At 62.4% G+C, this 16,019-nt stretch carries 14 protein-coding genes; 8 read left to right on the top strand and 6 right to left on the bottom strand.

The features are described from left to right. Positions 1 to 585 precede the first annotated feature (585 nt). Genes ACYVNQ_RS38140 through ACYVNQ_RS38130 form a run of 3 tightly spaced genes read left to right on the top strand, consistent with a single transcriptional unit; the run spans position 586 to position 1,416 of the window. The gene (locus ACYVNQ_RS38140) at positions 586 to 903 is read left to right on the top strand and encodes a hypothetical protein (protein WP_460911143.1); all 318 of its coding nucleotides are present in this window, start codon (positions 586 to 588) and stop codon (positions 901 to 903) included. A gap of 60 nt (positions 904 to 963) precedes the next feature. Continuing rightward, positions 964 to 1,149, top strand: a complete 186-nt coding sequence (locus tag ACYVNQ_RS38135; RefSeq protein WP_460911141.1) for a hypothetical protein — start codon at positions 964 to 966, stop codon at positions 1,147 to 1,149. Continuing rightward, entirely contained in the window at positions 1,150 to 1,416 is a 267-nt protein-coding gene (locus ACYVNQ_RS38130; RefSeq protein ID WP_460911139.1) for a DUF1488 family protein, read from the top strand. Positions 1,417 to 1,458: 42 nt separating this feature from the next. Here the strand turns inward: ACYVNQ_RS38130 and ACYVNQ_RS38125 are convergent, their stop codons facing one another. Next, entirely contained in the window at positions 1,459 to 2,076 is a 618-nt protein-coding gene (locus tag ACYVNQ_RS38125; RefSeq protein WP_460911137.1) for a hypothetical protein, read from the bottom strand. Positions 2,077 to 2,242: 166 nt separating this feature from the next. Between ACYVNQ_RS38125 and cls the strand changes: the two genes are divergently transcribed. Further along, positions 2,243 to 3,514, top strand: coding sequence for a cardiolipin synthase (gene cls / locus ACYVNQ_RS38120; protein WP_460911135.1), 1,272 nt, complete (start codon positions 2,243 to 2,245; stop codon positions 3,512 to 3,514). Positions 3,515 to 3,538: 24 nt separating this feature from the next. On the opposite strand, the gene ACYVNQ_RS38115 is transcribed toward cls, so the two are convergent. The 5 genes from ACYVNQ_RS38115 to ACYVNQ_RS38095 form a co-directional block, all read right to left on the bottom strand. Further along, positions 3,539 to 4,441, bottom strand: coding sequence for an alpha/beta fold hydrolase (locus ACYVNQ_RS38115; protein ID WP_460911133.1), 903 nt, complete (start codon positions 4,439 to 4,441; stop codon positions 3,539 to 3,541). A 24-nt stretch (positions 4,442 to 4,465) separates the two neighbouring features. Next, on the bottom strand, positions 4,466 to 5,794 hold the full coding sequence (locus ACYVNQ_RS38110) for an MFS transporter (RefSeq protein WP_460911131.1): 1,329 nt from the start codon (positions 5,792 to 5,794) through the stop codon (positions 4,466 to 4,468). Positions 5,795 to 5,819: 25 nt separating this feature from the next. Beyond that, the gene (locus ACYVNQ_RS38105; protein ID WP_460911129.1) at positions 5,820 to 6,584 is read right to left on the bottom strand and encodes an enoyl-CoA hydratase; all 765 of its coding nucleotides are present in this window, start codon (positions 6,582 to 6,584) and stop codon (positions 5,820 to 5,822) included. Further along, on the bottom strand, positions 6,581 to 7,756 hold the full coding sequence (locus ACYVNQ_RS38100; protein WP_460911127.1) for a CaiB/BaiF CoA transferase family protein: 1,176 nt from the start codon (positions 7,754 to 7,756) through the stop codon (positions 6,581 to 6,583). Before ACYVNQ_RS38100 ends, ACYVNQ_RS38105 begins: the two co-directional genes overlap by 4 nt. A 273-nt stretch (positions 7,757 to 8,029) precedes the next feature. Further along, complete coding sequence (locus tag ACYVNQ_RS38095) at positions 8,030 to 8,926, bottom strand: LysR family transcriptional regulator (protein WP_460911125.1); 897 nt, start codon at positions 8,924 to 8,926, stop codon at positions 8,030 to 8,032. A 205-nt stretch (positions 8,927 to 9,131) separates the two neighbouring features. Here ACYVNQ_RS38095 and ACYVNQ_RS38090 point away from each other — a divergent pair, with 205 nt between their 5' ends. The 4 genes from ACYVNQ_RS38090 to ACYVNQ_RS38075 all read left to right on the top strand — a co-directional run bounded on the left by ACYVNQ_RS38090 (position 9,132) and on the right by ACYVNQ_RS38075 (position 15,869). After that, complete coding sequence (locus ACYVNQ_RS38090; protein WP_460911123.1) at positions 9,132 to 9,494, top strand: hypothetical protein; 363 nt, start codon at positions 9,132 to 9,134, stop codon at positions 9,492 to 9,494. 116 nt (positions 9,495 to 9,610) lie between these two features. Then, positions 9,611 to 10,918 carry a TolC family protein gene (locus tag ACYVNQ_RS38085; protein WP_460911121.1) on the top strand — a complete coding sequence of 436 codons (1,308 nt, stop codon included), beginning with the start codon at positions 9,611 to 9,613 and terminating at the stop codon, positions 10,916 to 10,918. 8 nt (positions 10,919 to 10,926) lie between these two features. Beyond that, entirely contained in the window at positions 10,927 to 12,708 is a 1,782-nt protein-coding gene (locus ACYVNQ_RS38080) for an efflux RND transporter periplasmic adaptor subunit (RefSeq protein WP_460911119.1), read from the top strand. After that, positions 12,705 to 15,869 (top strand): efflux RND transporter permease subunit, encoded by a 3,165-nt coding sequence (locus ACYVNQ_RS38075; protein WP_460911117.1) that lies wholly within the window; start codon positions 12,705 to 12,707, stop codon positions 15,867 to 15,869. The genes ACYVNQ_RS38080 and ACYVNQ_RS38075 overlap by 4 nt, the downstream gene beginning before the upstream one ends. The last annotated feature ends 150 nt before the right edge of the window (positions 15,870 to 16,019 follow it).

Below are 16,019 nucleotides of genomic sequence, written 5' to 3'. Positions count from 1 at the left end.
TTGAAAGGCGTGCAAGACGCCATCGCTACGACAATTCCGGGTCGTGAGCACGGCTTGCCGGCGTGATGAACCCCGGCACAAGCGCGCGTGCGTTACGTCGCGCGTGTTGCGCGACAAATCCAGGAGCGAAGAGGAAATGAGCCAGCCTCTGGCTAACCCATATGGCACTGCGACAAGCAGTGCGCGCGGAAGGGAAAGATCACAACACGCAGATCCCTGTCTGCGCCTTCACGTGTGAGTTATTTCTTTTTTGCAGGTGCGCCGGCGGCGGAGGTCCGTGTAGCGGTCGTCCATGACACTTCCGATGCTGGAGACGGTACTTTTTTCGGCTGTTTAGGCTTCTTTGCCTCGCGATTACCGCGTAGTTGACCCTTTGCCATGTGTTTCTCCAGATGCGTCGACCGCGGAGCGGCCGCCTTGCCGTCCATTCTGGGCGCATTTACCGGTTACGTCGCGATCTATTTGCAATAAGCGTGTACGGTGGCCTTCCAGATGGACGGGAATGCCCGATACATCGACCGATAGTCACGGCTTTTCAGCGTAATGAGACTACACTTGAAAGATTGGACGTGCCGGAGCAGTGTCATGGTCGAAGCTACCCCTCAAAGCACTTTTCGCGGCCTTCCGCTGACTCAGGAGCATGATGCGGAAGTGAGGCACTACATCAAGCAGAAAAGGCAGCGCGGTGAGCCATGGGACACGCCGGAGCTGCAAGCCATGCTCGACGACATGCTGCGCCCACCGGGCGACGAAGACGCAGAGTGCGGTGCAATGGTAGACGCGACCCGCTCGGCCACGGAACGGGCGACTGCCAGCGTCGACGAAGCCATGGACGCCATCGAGGCCAGCGAGGAGCGCAATGCTTCTATGGAAGCCGAAGGAATGAAGTCGTCGGGGCATTAGGCCTCGGTGGTCTGCGAGTACAGATTTCGCACGTTGTTAATGGAACCAGCAGGAGCCAGCATGCCAACGAAATTGAAAACATATACCACTTCGCTCGAAGGGCAAAACGCCTACGTCAACGAACAGAAAGCGCGCGTCTCCGCGCGGGAGCAGGCGGAGAGCGAGCGTGCGCAGAAGCGGCGCGACATGGATGCGCGCCTTAACGTCAACGCGAGCAAGTGGCGATACATGTCTTTTGGTGAATAGATGAAAAATGCAGAGACGCTGAGCTTTCCTAATCCGAGCCGCATGTACGACGCGACGAGGCACTGCGTGTGCTTTTGGGGCTACGACAATGCGGCTCGCGAAATCGCCTTTCTGGTCGACGACGCGATGCTGACGAAGCTTAACCCCGGTGCGGGTTCCGGCGAGTCTTCGTTGCTGGCGACCTTCGACCGCAATAGAGAACAAATTCTGGGGCTTGCCAGAACCCTCTATAAGGGCGGCCCCCAGAACAGGTACACGATCTCCTGAATGCGACAGGGAAGAAGGGAAGAGCGGCGTCGTGCCGGTTCTTCAGCCTGCGTCGCCTGAGCTGACTACCGTCTGGATGCTGCCCAGCATTTCCGCCAGATAGCGTAGCAGGCCGACCGTATCGCCGAACTCCATGAAGCCCGGCTTGATGCCATCGCCGAATAGCAGCGTTCCATCCAGTTTCTGGTCGACGATCAGGCCAGCATACGCGGCATGAGGCAGGTAATCACCGGCGCCGATCCGGAAGGTGTTTTCGTTTAACGCGGCGTCGCGCAGACGCATCAGAAACTGCACTTCCGCCGATCTCGAGCCCGACATCTGGTGAACTTCGAAGAAGTCCGCCACCGCCACGATTGCGTTGATACTCGGAATGCGCAACGCGAAGGCCATGCGCTGCGCCGCGTTGTCGAACTCCGGCCATGCAACGGCATGAGCGCGCGGTGCCTCCTTCTTCGGCGTGCCGTCTTCGCTGTGTACCTGATGTTTGCGATGAGAATGCGTCACGGCTAACAAGCGTTCGATCGCATGCAGGTCTGGCGTCTTCTCGCCTTTCTCGATCCAGTCGGCCAGCAAACTCGCGTGGGTGCACAGGCTCAACAATTGCGAATCGATAAAGGCGATGCCGCGATCGCATGAATTTCGTGAGTTACTTTTAGACATGTCTTCTCCTGCTGTTCGGTGAGCGTCGGGCGGTTCAATACGGTTCAATACGAGCGTTGTGCAACTTGCGTACCTGCTCGCTGAAACATGTATTGCTTCATTCACCTTTGGGAACGCCCGTACACTAACGGGCCTGGACAACGCTGCGCTACACGAGGCCCCGCATATGCCGACGCTTGCCCTGATTGCCGTGACGGTCGTGGTGACGCTCATCGTCGTACTGCTGATCGCGAACTTGACGAGCGGCGAAAAGAAGATCGAACACAAGATCGAACGACTATACGCCAGCAACGATCCGCAGTTCACACGCTCGATGGGGCTGCTGCTCGGGCCGCCCGTGATCGGCGGCAACCGCTTCGAGGCGCTTGTGAATGGCGATGCGATCTTTCCGTCGATGCTCGACGGCATTCGCTCGGCGCGCCACACGATCACCTTCGAAACCTTCATTTACTGGTCCGGCGCGATCGGCGAGGAAATCGCCCGTGCGCTGTCCGACCAGGCGCGCGCGGGTGTCGCTGTGCATGTGCTGCTCGACTGGGTCGGGTCGTCGAAGATGGACAAGCACTATCTGCAGATGTTGCGCGAGGCGGGGGCGGAAGTCATCCAGTATCACAAGCCGCACTGGACAGGTCTTGGCCGCATGAACGACCGCACGCACCGCAAGCTGCTGGTGATCGACGGACGCATCGGGTTCACGGGCGGTGTGGGTATCGCGGATGAATGGACCGGGCACGCGCAGGACGACAAACACTGGCGCGATACGCACTTTCGCGTCGAAGGCCCGGCGGTCGGACAGATGCAGGCGGTCTTTATGGACAACTGGGTCAAGGCGACCGGCAATGTGCTGCACGGCCCGCTGTATTTTCCGAAGATCGACGCTGCGGGCGAGGGTTTCGCGCATGTGTTCAGCAGTTCACCGTCGGGTGGCAGCGACGATATGCAGCTGATGTACCTGATGGCGATCACCGCCGCAACGCATTCCATCCAGTTGTCGAGTGCGTACTTCGTGCCGGACAAGCTGACCATCAACGCGATCGTCGAGGCCACGAAGCGCGGCGTGAAGGTGCGCGTCATTACACCGGGCAAGCACATCGATACGCATACGGTGCGCGAGGCGTCGCGCGCATGCTGGGGCGATTTGCTCGAGGCAGGCGTCGAGATGTACGAGTATCAGCCGACGATGTTCCACTGCAAGCTGATGGTGGTCGACGAGTATCTGGCGTCGGTCGGCTCGACGAACTTCGACAGCCGCTCGTTCAAGCTCAACGACGAGGCGAATCTCAACATCTACGATCGCGATTTCGCGCGGCAGCAGACGGCGATTTTCGACGGCGACGTCGCACGCGCGAAACGCATCACGCTTGATGAGTGGCGACGCCGGCCGCTGTCGGAAAAGCTGCTGGAACGCGCCGTGGCGTTGCTTGATTCGCAGCTTTGATTTTGGATCCTCGTCGCCGCGCGACTAAGCCCTGCGCCCTCGCAGGCCCTCCTTAACGGCAATCACCGCGTCCGCAAATGCCTTCGGTGCTTCTTGCGGGGGATTGTGGCCAACGCCTGGGATCACCCGATGCTCATGAGGACCCTTGAAGCGTTTCGCGTGGCTAGCAGACCCGGCAGGCCGAATGCCGTCATCCGCGCCGTCGATCGTAATGGTCGGCACCGCAATATCCGGCTGCTGCGCCAGTAGCCTCTCGATCTCTTCGAGCGCCGGGTCGCCATCCACGAGGCCGTAACGATGCCGATACGAATGAATCACCACTTCGACAAAATCAGGATTATCGAATGCTGAAGAGGTCCTCTCGAAGGTCACCTCGTCGAACGTCCAGGTGGGCGACCAGAGTTTCCACAGCAGCCGGCAAAACGACGCGGAATCTTTTATGAGCGCCGCACGGCCACGCTCGCTATGGAAGTAATACTGATACCAGAGACGATGCTCGTTGTCCGGCGTGTCAGGTGTCAGTGCCGACGCAATGTTGTGGATGTTATAGCTGCCGCACGAGACCAGCCCCGTCACCCGCTCAGGCCAAAGCGCCGACACGATACACGCGCCACGTCCGCCCCAGTCGTAGCCCGCCAGAATCGCCGCAGGAATCGACAGCGCATCGAGCAGAGCCAGCACATCGGCGCCCAATGCTGCCTGCTGTCCGGAGCGAGGCGTGGCGGACGACAGAAAACGGGTCGCGCCGAATCCGCGCAAATACGGAACGATAACCCGCGCACCCGCCGCCGCGAGTATCGTCGAGACCTCGCCATACGCGTGTACGTCGTACGGAAAGCCGTGAAGAAGAACCACAGGCCAGCCATCCGGCTGACCTTCCTCCAGGTATGCGACGTTCAACGAACCTGCATTGATGTTCCTGATCATGATGCGCTCCGTGCGCTTCGAAAATTATTCTGACGGCCCAATGTTCGCTTCCGCCGGTGTCGGTTGCGTGAAGCTCATATCGTGGCTTCGCGCAGAGGGCCGGCTAACGACAAAGGCTTTGTTCGGTCGCATCGCAAACACCAGCACCACGCCGCAAATCATGATGCCGATCGACAGCAGGAACGTCATGTTCCAGTTGCCGGTGCGATCGAGCAGAAAGCCGGCCACCATCGGGCAGATAATCGCGGACGTGTTGCCGAAGCTGGCCATGATGCCGCTCGCGGTGCCGGATCGTTCGGAAGAAGCGATGTCCATTGGAACGGCCCACATGGGTCCTACGCCCATTTCGTTGAAGAACATCGCTGCCGCGAGGAAGACCAGCGAAACCATCGGATCGTGCAAGAACAAAACCGGCAAGAGGGAGAGCCCGGTCAAGGCCATACACGCCCCCACCAGATAGCTTCGCGACCAGACCGGGTTATTCGTGCGGCGCAGCAGCGCGTCGGTCAGCAGGCCACCGACCAGATCGCCGACCACACCGGCCACGAACACCGCTGTCGTAAAGACGACAGCCTTCTTGATGTTCAGATGGAAGCTGTGCATGAAGTAGAGTGGCATCCAGTCGAGCATCAACCACAGGATCCAGCAATAGCAAAAATACACGACGGATACCGGCAGCATTCGCCAGAACAGTCGCGCGGTGGTTCCTTTGGGATCGACGATGCGCTCGCGAGGAGCGGGAATCGCTGCGAGTTCCGATTCGGTGATATTGGGGTGACGCGCCGGAACGTCACGGTACAGCAGGTACCACATCACGACCCAACCGAGACTCAGCACGCCGAGCAGGTAAAACGAGAACCGCCAGTCGAATGCCCTGATCAGCGAGTAAACCAGAATCGGCGCGATCGCATTGCCCAGCCGCGCGGACGAGTGCGTGATGCCCTGCGCCATGCCCCGTTTGTCCTTGGCGAACCAGGTGGCCATCGCAGTCGTAGCAGCCGGGAAGGTCGCGCCTTCACCCAGACCCAGCAGCAGGCGCGCGGCCACCAGCGTGGCGAAACCACCCGCGAGGCCGGTGAGCGCCGTCGCTACCGCCCAGATCAACGCACAGCAGATCAACGTGCGCTTCGCGCCAAACCGGTCGCTAACCCAGCCGCCGATAAACTGGAACACGACGTACGGATACGCGAACGCAGAGAAGATCACGCCGATCTGCGTGCTGCTAAGGCCGAGCTCGGATTTGAATTGCCCAGCGGCCGTGCTGATGTTCACGCGATCGATATACGTGATCATGTACATCAGGCACAGCATCAGCAGCACGCTTGTCGTCGCTTTTAGTCGAATGCGTTTCATGTCTCCTCCTGTTATGTTGCTTCGGCTAGCGCTTCGACGAACCCGACGTGAACGCGATCACCGCGTCACGGAACGCCGCGCTGCCGTAGACCTGTTCGATCAGGTCCTCGTCGTCCAGCCGCTGCTCGACGACGAGGCGGCGCAGGCTTTCCTTCACGGCACGCTGCGTGACCGGCGATAGCGCGATCAGCCGCTGCGCGAGCGTCGCTGCGGTTTGTTCCAGTGCGTCGCGGCTGCACACCTCGTAGACATAGCCGCAGCCCAGCACGTCTTGTGCAGTGAGAGTGTCGGCCAGCATCAGCATCTTCTTGACGCGCGGTACGCCGAACGCCGCGGTAAGCCGCGCGATATTGCGCGACGACAGTGTGTTCGACAGCGTCTTCGCGATCGGCGCGCCGAAGCGCGACGTGTCGGTACAGATGCGGAAATCGCAGGCAGTCGCGAGCGCAAGGCCGCCGCCCACCGCCCAGCCGTCGATGACCGCGATGGTCGGCTGCGCGATACGTTCCACTGCGCCGATCACCTGCTCGACGAGCGCTTCATACGCGACGCCATCACGGCCGTCGCGAAACTCGGTGAAGTAGCCGATGTCGGTGCCCGACACGAACGACTTGCCCCCCGCGCCGCGCAGCAGAATGCAACGCACCGCGGAATCGCGTTCGCACTGCGCGATCAGTTCGAGCAGCGTCTGGTACATCGGGATCGACATCGCGTTGTGACGCTCCGGGCGATCGATCACGATCTCCGCGGCGCCCGACGCGTGAAGGGTGACGGTGATGGGTTCGCTCATGACGCCGTCCCGTTGATTTCAGCGTACAACTCGTCGTTGTGTTCGCCGAGCAGCGGCGGATGGCGCCGTACCTGCTGCGGCGTGCCGAGCAGCTTGACGGGAAAGCCGATGTTCTTGACCTTGCCCTCGATCGGGTGATCGATCTCCATGCACATCTGCCGATGCTGCGCGTGCTCGCTGCCGAACGCCTCGGGGTACGACAGGATCGGGCCGGCGGGAATGCCGGCGGCGAGCATCGTGTCGATCCAGTCGCTACAGTCGCGCTTGGCGAACTCCTGCTCGAGCGCTTCGATCAGCGCCTCGCGGTTCTTGAGCCGCAGCGACACGGTTTCGTATTCCGGATGCCGGACGAGGTCGGCGCGCTCCAGCAGCTCGCATAGCTTCGTCCACAGCTTCTGGTTGGTCGCGCCCATCACGAAGTAGCCGTCGCGCGCTTTCACGGCCTGGTACGGTGCGCTCATCTTGTTGCTGGTGCCAAGCGGCGTCGGCGGCACGCCGGTGCCCCAGTAATCCGACATGTCCCAGATCGAGAACGCCATCGCCGAATCGAACAGCGACGCGTCGATATGCTGGCCTGCGCCGGTTTTCTGCGCGCCGATGTATGCGGACAGCAGCCCGTAGACCGCGAACAGCGCACAGCCGATGTCGGCCACCGGCACGCCGGACTTGACCGGCTTGCCGCCCTTGTAACCGGTCACGCTCATCACGCCGGACATCGCCTGCGCCATCAGGTCGAAGCCCGGACGCGAGGCCCATGGGCCGCTCTGGCCAAAGCCCGAGATGCTGACATAGACGATCTTCGGATTGATCTCGCGGATCGTCTCGTAGTCGATATGCAGACGCTGCACGACGCCCGGACGGTAGTTCTCGACGATCACGTCGGCGGTTTTCGCGAGCTTGTAGAAGAACTCGCGGCCTTCGTCGCTTTTCAGATCCAGCGACAGCGAGCGCTTGTTGCGGTTCATATTGAGGAAGCCCATGCTGTCGGGCCCCTTCATCTTGAAGCCCATCGCGCCGCGGGTCTGATCGCCTTCGATCGGCTCGACCTTGATCACGTCCGCGCCCAGATCGGCGAGCAGCATGCAGGCGAACGGGCCGGCCATCACCTGGCTGACATCGAGCACGCGAATGCCCTGCAGCGGCAGGTGCGCGGATTGTGTCGATTGCGTCATACGAAGTCTCCTTGGCTAGTGTCTGGGCGAGCGGCAGCCGCGCGACGGCGACAGCGCCCGCACTCGGTCAGGCCCGGGTGGAAGCGGGCCTGCGTCAAATGATCGGAATCAGGAAATCAGTGAAAGCGGTGGATGCGGCGGCCGTATCGGCATCCGCCGCCAGTCTCCGGACAAGTCTCCGGATATGAGTCGGCCCCGCAACTGTCGCGCAGCGCTCAGGCCGCCGCAAGCATGCAGCGAGCATGTCTGGTTTCGCGAATCGCGAAAGCGGGGCTAGCGTTGCGCCTGCCCGGCGAGCAGTTCGGTGACGACGTTGTGGAGCGCCTGCGGTTGCGCGTGACCTTCGACACACGAGAGCACGTAGCTGCGGTGATGCCAGTCGCCTTGCAGTTCGACGGAACCCAACCCTCGTTCGGGATGGAAGCTACGCAACACGTCCGGCGGCATCAGGCCGACACCGAGGCCATGGCGGACCAGCGCGAGCATCGTGTCGAAACCGGCCACCGAGAAGTTGTTGGTGAATTGCCGGCCGTGGCTGTGATACGCGCGCTGCACCGCGGACAGGATGGCCGAGCCCTTGCCGAGACTGACGACCGGCAGGTCCAGCAGTGCTTCGATGCCGACCGGCGCGTTGGGAAAGCGATAGTGCGCGCGGCTATGGACCAGCACCAGATGGTCGTCGCGATACGGTGTTTTCGCGAGGTCGAGATAGCCGCTTTTCGTCTCGTAGATGCCGACGTCGATCACTTTATCGCGCAGCAGTTGCTGCACCGCCTTGCTGTTTTCTTCGACGATTTTCAGCGAGATGCCGGGATACTTGCGCTGGATGTTGGCGATGTCCGGCGCGAGAAACTCGATCACCACTGCCTTCGGCGCACCGATGATGATGCGGCCGTCGAGTCCATCGTGGAGCGCTCGCGCATCGCCTTCGAGACGATCGACCAGATTGTCGATCTGGCGGACGTATTGCAGCAGCTTGTCGCCGGATTCGGTGATCTCGACGCCGTGCGGCACGCGCCGGAACAGTTTCGCGCCGAGTTGTTCCTCGAGGTCCGACACGCGGCGAGAGGCAGCCGCGACGGCAAGGCCAAGCCGGTTCGCGGCTCGCGAGATGCTGCCGTCTTCGACGATCGCGAGGACTAGCCGGACGGTTGTCGTGTCGAGTCTCACGGTAGTTGCGGTCTCCTGGTGGTGTTGCGCGCCTGCCGTTGGACCATCGGCCCCGGGCTGGAAAGCGGCTGAAAACGGCTGGAAAGCGGCCTGCCTGTTTCAGTTGCACAGTATGCTGCCATCAGCGACTGCGCCCGACGACGCACAAGCTTCTGGAACCCGGTAAGATACCGCCACTTGCGCGCTGCCTGCTGCGCCACGAATCATGAAACTTCTTCGGACTCTTCTCCTGCTATTGCTGTGCGCGGTGCTGCCCATCAGTGGGCTGGCAGCGAGCGGCTTGGCCGGTGAGTGTCCGATGCAATCGTCGGTCGCGATGCAGGACGGCAACACGATGTCCGCCGCGATGTCTAGCTGCGATTCGATGAAGCCGTCGGCAGATGGCAAAACAAAAGCCGGCTTCTGCAAGATGACGGCGCAATGCCAGTTCGGCAGTCTCTATCATCCCGGGCCACAGGCCGCGGTCGTTCGTCCTGCTGCGCCTTATCACCGGGTTGTTTTCCACTATTCGCAGTCGCTCTCCGTCCGCGCGCCGGACGGCATGTGGCGACCTCCGCGTTCGCTGTAACCCTCCGATCTTCCGGTACACCGCCGGTGCGCGGTGACGTTCGTCCTGTGTCAGGACGTGAGCCGCTACGCCTGTTCTAGCCGTGGCGTGGGCCGGCTCGACCATTCGGGGTTCACATGGTTTTCCCATTTTCACCGCCGGACAACCGGCGGGCCGCGTCGCGTCTTGTCGCGCTCGCGGTATGCGTGATGTTCGCCGCGCCTGCCGCCGTGTGGGCACAGAGCGCCGGCATGACGCTGGATCAGGCGCTGCAGGTCGCGCAAAGCCGCTCGTCGTCGATCCAGGCATCGCAGGCGGGCGTTGCCGGCGATGCGGCGGTGGTGGTCAAGGCGGGGCAGTTGCCCAATCCGACCTTGAAGCTGAGCGTCGAGGATCTGCCCATCAACGGGCAAAAGGCGTTCACGATCGGCCAGGACGACTTCACGATGCGCGGCATCGGCGTCGAGCAGGAGTGGGTTTCGCCGGCCAAGCGTCGCCTGCGTACCGCGCTCGCCAATCGCACCGTCGATCAGGACCGCTCGACGTACCTGGAAAAGCTCGCCGAAGTCAGGCAGCAAACCGCGATGTCATGGCTGAACGCGGTCTACGCAAAGCGAGCCGTGACGCTGAACGAAGCGCTGGTCGATCACCTGAACGATGAACTCGCTGCCCGTCAGGCGTCGTATCGCGGTGCGCAAGGCAGCGCCGCGGACATCGCGCAGGCGCGCGTCGCGCTCGGCAATGCGCGCGACGCACTGATCGACGCGCAACAGGACGAAAAAGCCGCGTTGATCGAACTGTCGCGCTGGACCGCGGCCGGCAATGTGCTGGACGTCGCCGACCAGACGCCGCTGCTCGATTCGCCGGTGTCCGGCATGAGCGCCGAGCAGGTCGCGCAGGTTCAGCCGGCGCTGATCGCAGGACGCGCCAGCATTTCGGTGGCCGACGCGGCAACCGATGTCGCCCGCAGCGACCGCAATCCGAACTGGACGTGGGGGCTGACCTATTTCAAGCGCGGTGGAAATTTCTCCGATTACGTGTCGTTCGGCGTGTCGATTCCGTTGCCGATCAACCGGAGAAACCTCGAAGACCGCGACGTCGAGCAGAAGTCTCAGATGGGCACACAGGCGCGGCTCAACTACGAAGACACCGAGCGCCAGGTGATGGCGGGTATCGAGAGCCTTGCGACAAAGCTGGCGAGTGGCCGCGAGCGGCTGGCCAATCTGCGGCAGACGGTATTGCCCGCTGCTGAACAGAAAGTGCAGTTGGCCAACGCGGCCTATCGGTCCGGAGCCGGCTCGCTCGCCGATGCCTTCGAAGCGCGGCATATGCAGCTCGAAGCGCAGCTTCGGGTGCTCAATCTCGAACGGCAGGTTTCGCTGGTCTGGGCGAGTCTCGAATACCAGGTGCTGCCTCCCGAACTGATCGCGACCGCTGACCAATGAGGACAACAATGAACAGGAAGCTAATCGTACAGGCGGTCGCGTCACTGTTTGCCGGCGTGGCGTTGCTTGCAGCTGGATATCTTGCCGGCGCTCATCGCGCGGTGCCGACGAACGCGACGCCGATGGACGTGTCGACTCCGTCTTCGTCTTCGGCGATGGACAAGGGCGACTCGCAAAGCGGCCACAAGGTGCTGTACTGGCACGACCCGATGGTGCCGAACCAGCACTTCGACAAGCCGGGCAAATCGCCGTTCATGGATATGCAACTGCAGCCGGTCTATGCGGATGACGGCGGCGGTGCCGGTATCAAGATCGATCCGGGCTTGCAGCAGGATCTCGGCATTCGTTATGCCACCGTTCATCGTCGCGACATCGCACAAGGCTTCGATGCGGTCGGCACCACGCAATTCGATGAATCGCAGGCTGATGTCGTGCAATCGCGTGTCGCTGGCTATATCGACCGTTTGTATGCGAGTGCGCCGATGCAGCGCATTGCAAAGGGCGCGCCGGTCGCATCGCTGTTCGTGCCCGACTGGCTCGCGCCGCAGGAGGAATATCTGGCGCTCAAGCGCAGCGGCATGGATAGCGGGTTGTTGCAGGCGTCGCGCGCGCGCATGCGTGCGATGTCGATTCCCGATGGCGTGATCGCGAGCCTCGATCGCACCGGCACCGCGCAAACGCATATCGTGCTGGCTTCGCCGGAAACCGGCGTAGTCAGCGAACTGAATGTGCGCGACGGCGCGATGGTGACGCCCGGACAGACGCTCGCCAAAGTCGCCGGTTTGTCGAAGCTGTGGCTCATCGTCGAGATTCCTGAATCGCTCGCTCTCGATGCTCACCCCGGCATGAATGTCGACGCGACGTTCAGCGGCGATCCAACGCGGCATTTCAGCGGGCGCATCCGCGAAATTCTGCCCGGCATCAGCACGACGAGCCGCACGCTGCAGGCTCGCCTTGAGATCGACAACGCCGATGGCCGGCTCACGCCCGGTATGTTGATGCGCGTGCGCGTGAGCGGCGCGAAACCGGTGGCGCGGCTGCTGGTGCCGTCCGAGGCGGTGATTACGACCGGCAAGCGCTCGGTGGTGATCGTCAGGAACGGCGACGGGCGTTTGCAGCCGGCCAATGTGACGGTCGGCAACGACATCGGCAACGAAACCGAAGTGCTGAGCGGATTGAACGATGGGGATACGGTAGTCGCGTCGGGGCAGTTCCTGATCGACTCCGAAGCCAGCCTGAAATCGGTGCTGCCGCGCATCGAATCGGCGACGACCAGTGGTGCGCCGGTGCCTGAGGCGGCAAATGCGATGGCCGGCGGAGCAATGGCGCCTGCCGCGGCAAATGCGATGGCCAGTGGAGCAATGGCGCCTGCCGCAGCAAATGCAATGGCCAGTGGAACAATGACGACTGCCGCGGCAAATGCAATGGCCAGTGGAGCAATGACGACTGCCGCAGCAAATGCAATGGCCAGTGGAGCAATGACGACTGCCGCGGCAAGCGCAATGGCCAGCGATGCGATGTCGCCGGCCGCGACGCATGCAACGCCCACCGCCGCCGCAATGACTTACGAGACAACCGGCAAGGTCGAACAGATCACGCCCGAGGCCATGACCTTCTCGCATCAACCGATACCGGCGCTCGGCTGGCCCGCGATGACGATGACCTTCAGCAAGCCCGCGCCCGATGCATTCGCTGGTGTAAAGACCGGCGACACGGTGCACTTCGTCTTCAGACAATCCGGCGACGGCTATCAGCTGACGAAGGTCGAACCCGCCGGAGGTGCCAAATGATCGCGCGCGTAATCCGCTGGTCCATCCAGAACCGCTTCCTTGTATTGCTGGCCACCGTGCTGGTGGTCGCGTGGGGCGTCTACTCGCTGCGCGAGACGCCGCTCGATGCGTTGCCCGATCTGTCGGATACCCAGGTCATCATCAAGGCGTCGTATCCGGGCAAGGCGCCGCAGGTCATCGAGGACCAGGTGACCTATCCGCTGACGACCACGCTGCTCGGCGTGCCCGGTGCGAAAACGATCCGCGCGTATTCGTCGTTCGGCGACGCGTTCGTCTACGTACTGTTCGACGATAAAACCGATCAGTACTGGGCCCGCTCGCGCGTACTTGAATATCTGAACCAGGTGCAAAGCCGTCTGCCGCCGGGCGCGACGGTATCGCTTGGACCGGACGCGACCGGCGTCGGCTGGGTCTACGAATACGCGCTGGTCGATAAAACCGGCCATCACGATCTCGGACAACTACGCGCGCTCAACGACTGGTTCCTGAAGTTCGAGCTGAAAGCAGTGCCCGACGTTTCGGAGGTGGCCAGCATCGGCGGCATGGTGCGCCAGTACCAGGTCGTGCTCGATCCCGACAGGCTGCGCGCTTATGGCATCACGCAGCAGCAGGTGGCCGATGCGCTTGGCAAGGCCAACCAGGAATCAGGCGGCTCGGTGGTCGAACTGGCCGAATCGGAATACGTGGTGCGTTCGTCGGGTTATCTGCATTCGCTTGACGATTTCCGCAGCGTCGTGTTGCGCACCGACGAAGCCGGCACGCCGGTATTGCTCGGCGATGTCGCGCGCATCCAGATCGGCCCGGAGATGCGCCGCGGCATCGCCGAGCTCAATGGTCAGGGCGAAGTGGCGGGCGGCGTCGTCGTGATGCGTTCGGGCAAGAACGCACTGACCACGATCGAAGGTGTGAAAGCGAAGCTCGCCGATCTGAAGCGCTCGCTGCCGGCAGGCGTCGACATCGTGACCACCTACGACCGCTCGCAGCTGATCGAGCGCGCCGTCGACAACCTGACGGACAAGCTGATCGAAGAGTTCATCATCGTCGGCCTGGTCTGCGCGGTGTTTCTGTTTCATCTGCGCAGTGCGCTGGTCGCGATCCTGTCGCTGCCGCTTGGTGTGCTGGCCGCATTTATCGTGATGCGCTACCAGGGCGTCAACGCGAATCTGATGTCGCTGGGCGGCATTGCGATTGCGATCGGCGCGATGATCGATGCGGCGATCGTGATGATCGAGAACGCGCACAAGCATCTGGAAGCGTATGAGCACGAGCATCCCGGCGTGCCTCTCGTCGGCGCGCAACGCTGGGAGGTGATCGCTACCGCGGCGGCTGAAGTCGGGCCGGCGCTGTTCTTTTCGCTGCTGATCATCACGCTGTCGTTTATCCCGGTGTTTTCGCTGGAGGGGCAGGAGGGCAAGCTGTTCGCGCCGCTCGCGTTTACCAAGACCTATACGATCGCGGCGGCAGCGGGGCTCTCGGTGACGCTCGTGCCGGTGCTGATGGGCTATCTGATCCGCGGTCGCATTCCACACGAAACGGCCAATCCGCTCAATCGCGTGCTGGTGAAGCTGTATCGGCCGCTGCTCGATGCGACCTTGCGGCGGCCATGGTTCGTGATCGGACTCGCGGCAGTCGCGCTCGCGCTTACCGCGCTTCCGCTATCGCGCCTGGGCAGCGAGTTCATGCCGCCGCTCGACGAGGGCGACCTGCTGTATATGCCGACCGCGCTGCCGGGCATCTCGGTGGAGAAGGCCTCGGAGTTGCTGCAGCAGACCGACCGGCTGATCAAGACCGTGCCGGAAGTGAAGACGGTGTTCGGCAAGTCGGGCCGCGCCGACTCGGCAACCGACCCGGCGCCGCTCGAGATGTTCGAAACGACCATCCAGTTCAAGCCGCGCAGCGAATGGCGGCCGGGTATGACGCCGGAGAAACTGGTCGACGAACTGGATCGGACCGTGAAGGTGCCGGGGCTTTCGAACGTATGGGTGCCGCCGATCCGCAATCGTCTCGACATGCTGTCGACAGGTATCAAGACGCCGGTGGGCGTGAAGATCTCCGGGCCGGACCTCACGCAGATCGACAAGGTGGCCGCGCAGGTCGAAGCCGCGGTGAAAGACGTGCGTGGCGTGACCTCCGCGCTGGCGGAACGGCTGAATGGCGGGCGCTATATCAACGTCGATATCGACCGGCAGGCGGCGGCCCGCTACGGGCTGGCGGTGGCGGACATTCAGGACGTCGTGTCGTCGGCAGTCGGCGGAGACAACGTCGGCGAAGTGATTGCGGGCCGCGAGCGCTTTCCGATCAACATCCGTTATCCGCGCGAAGTGCGCGATTCGCTCGACAAACTGCGCGAGCTGCCGGTGGTTACCAGCCGGGGCGCGCAGATCACGCTCGGCGACGTCGCGCATATCGCGATCGAAGACGGGCCGCCGATGATCCGCAGTGAAAACGCGCGGCTGGCGGGCTACGTGTACGTCGACATCCGCAATGTCGATCTTGCGTCGGCGGTACATGCGATGCAGCAGGCGGTCGCGGAGAAGGTGACGTTGCCGCCCGGTTATTCGATCGCGTGGGCCGGGCAGTTCGAATATCTGGAGCGTGCGGCCGCGAAGCTGCGCACGGTGATTCCCGTCACGCTGGTCGTGATCTTCGTGATGCTGTTTGTCACGTTCAATTCCGCGGCTGATGCGTTGTTGTTGATGTCGACGGTGCCGTTCGCGCAGGTCGGCGGCTTCTGGCTGATCTGGATGCTTGGGCATGCGGTATCGGTGGCGACGTCGGTGGGCTTTATCGCGCTGGCGGGTGTGGCCGCCGAATTCGGCGTGGTGATGCTGCTTTACCTGAAGGAAGCGCTGAACCGCCGGTTGAAAGCGGGCGAACCGCTGAACGAAGCCACGCTCATCGAAGCGATCCGCGAAGGGGCGGTGTTGCGCGTGCGACCCAAGGCGATGACGGTGGCGGTCGTGTTGTCGGGCCTGATTCCGATCATGGTTGGGCACGGCGCCGGGTCGGAGGTGATGCAGCGGATTGCGGCGCCGATGGTCGGCGGCATGATCACCGCGCCGCTTCTTTCGATGTTCGTCATTCCCGCGTCGTGGCTGCTGCTGCAGCGACGACGCCTCGCACGCAGCCGTGCCGTACCATGTGAACGACGCGCACGATGACGTCGACATCATTCGTATGTCTGACCTGGGTCAACGTATAGTGGTCCGTGAGCAGCAGGGCGGTCGTACAACCGCCTACGAATGCAACTTCGTCGGTGAGTTCGGGACCCAGCGCTCTGGCGACGGCGCGGATCATCGCGACATGATCTT

The organism is Paraburkholderia jirisanensis, from assembly GCF_054782355.1.
Note: the sequence above shows the minus strand (reverse complement) of the source record. Positions and strands in the feature narration are given on the sequence as shown.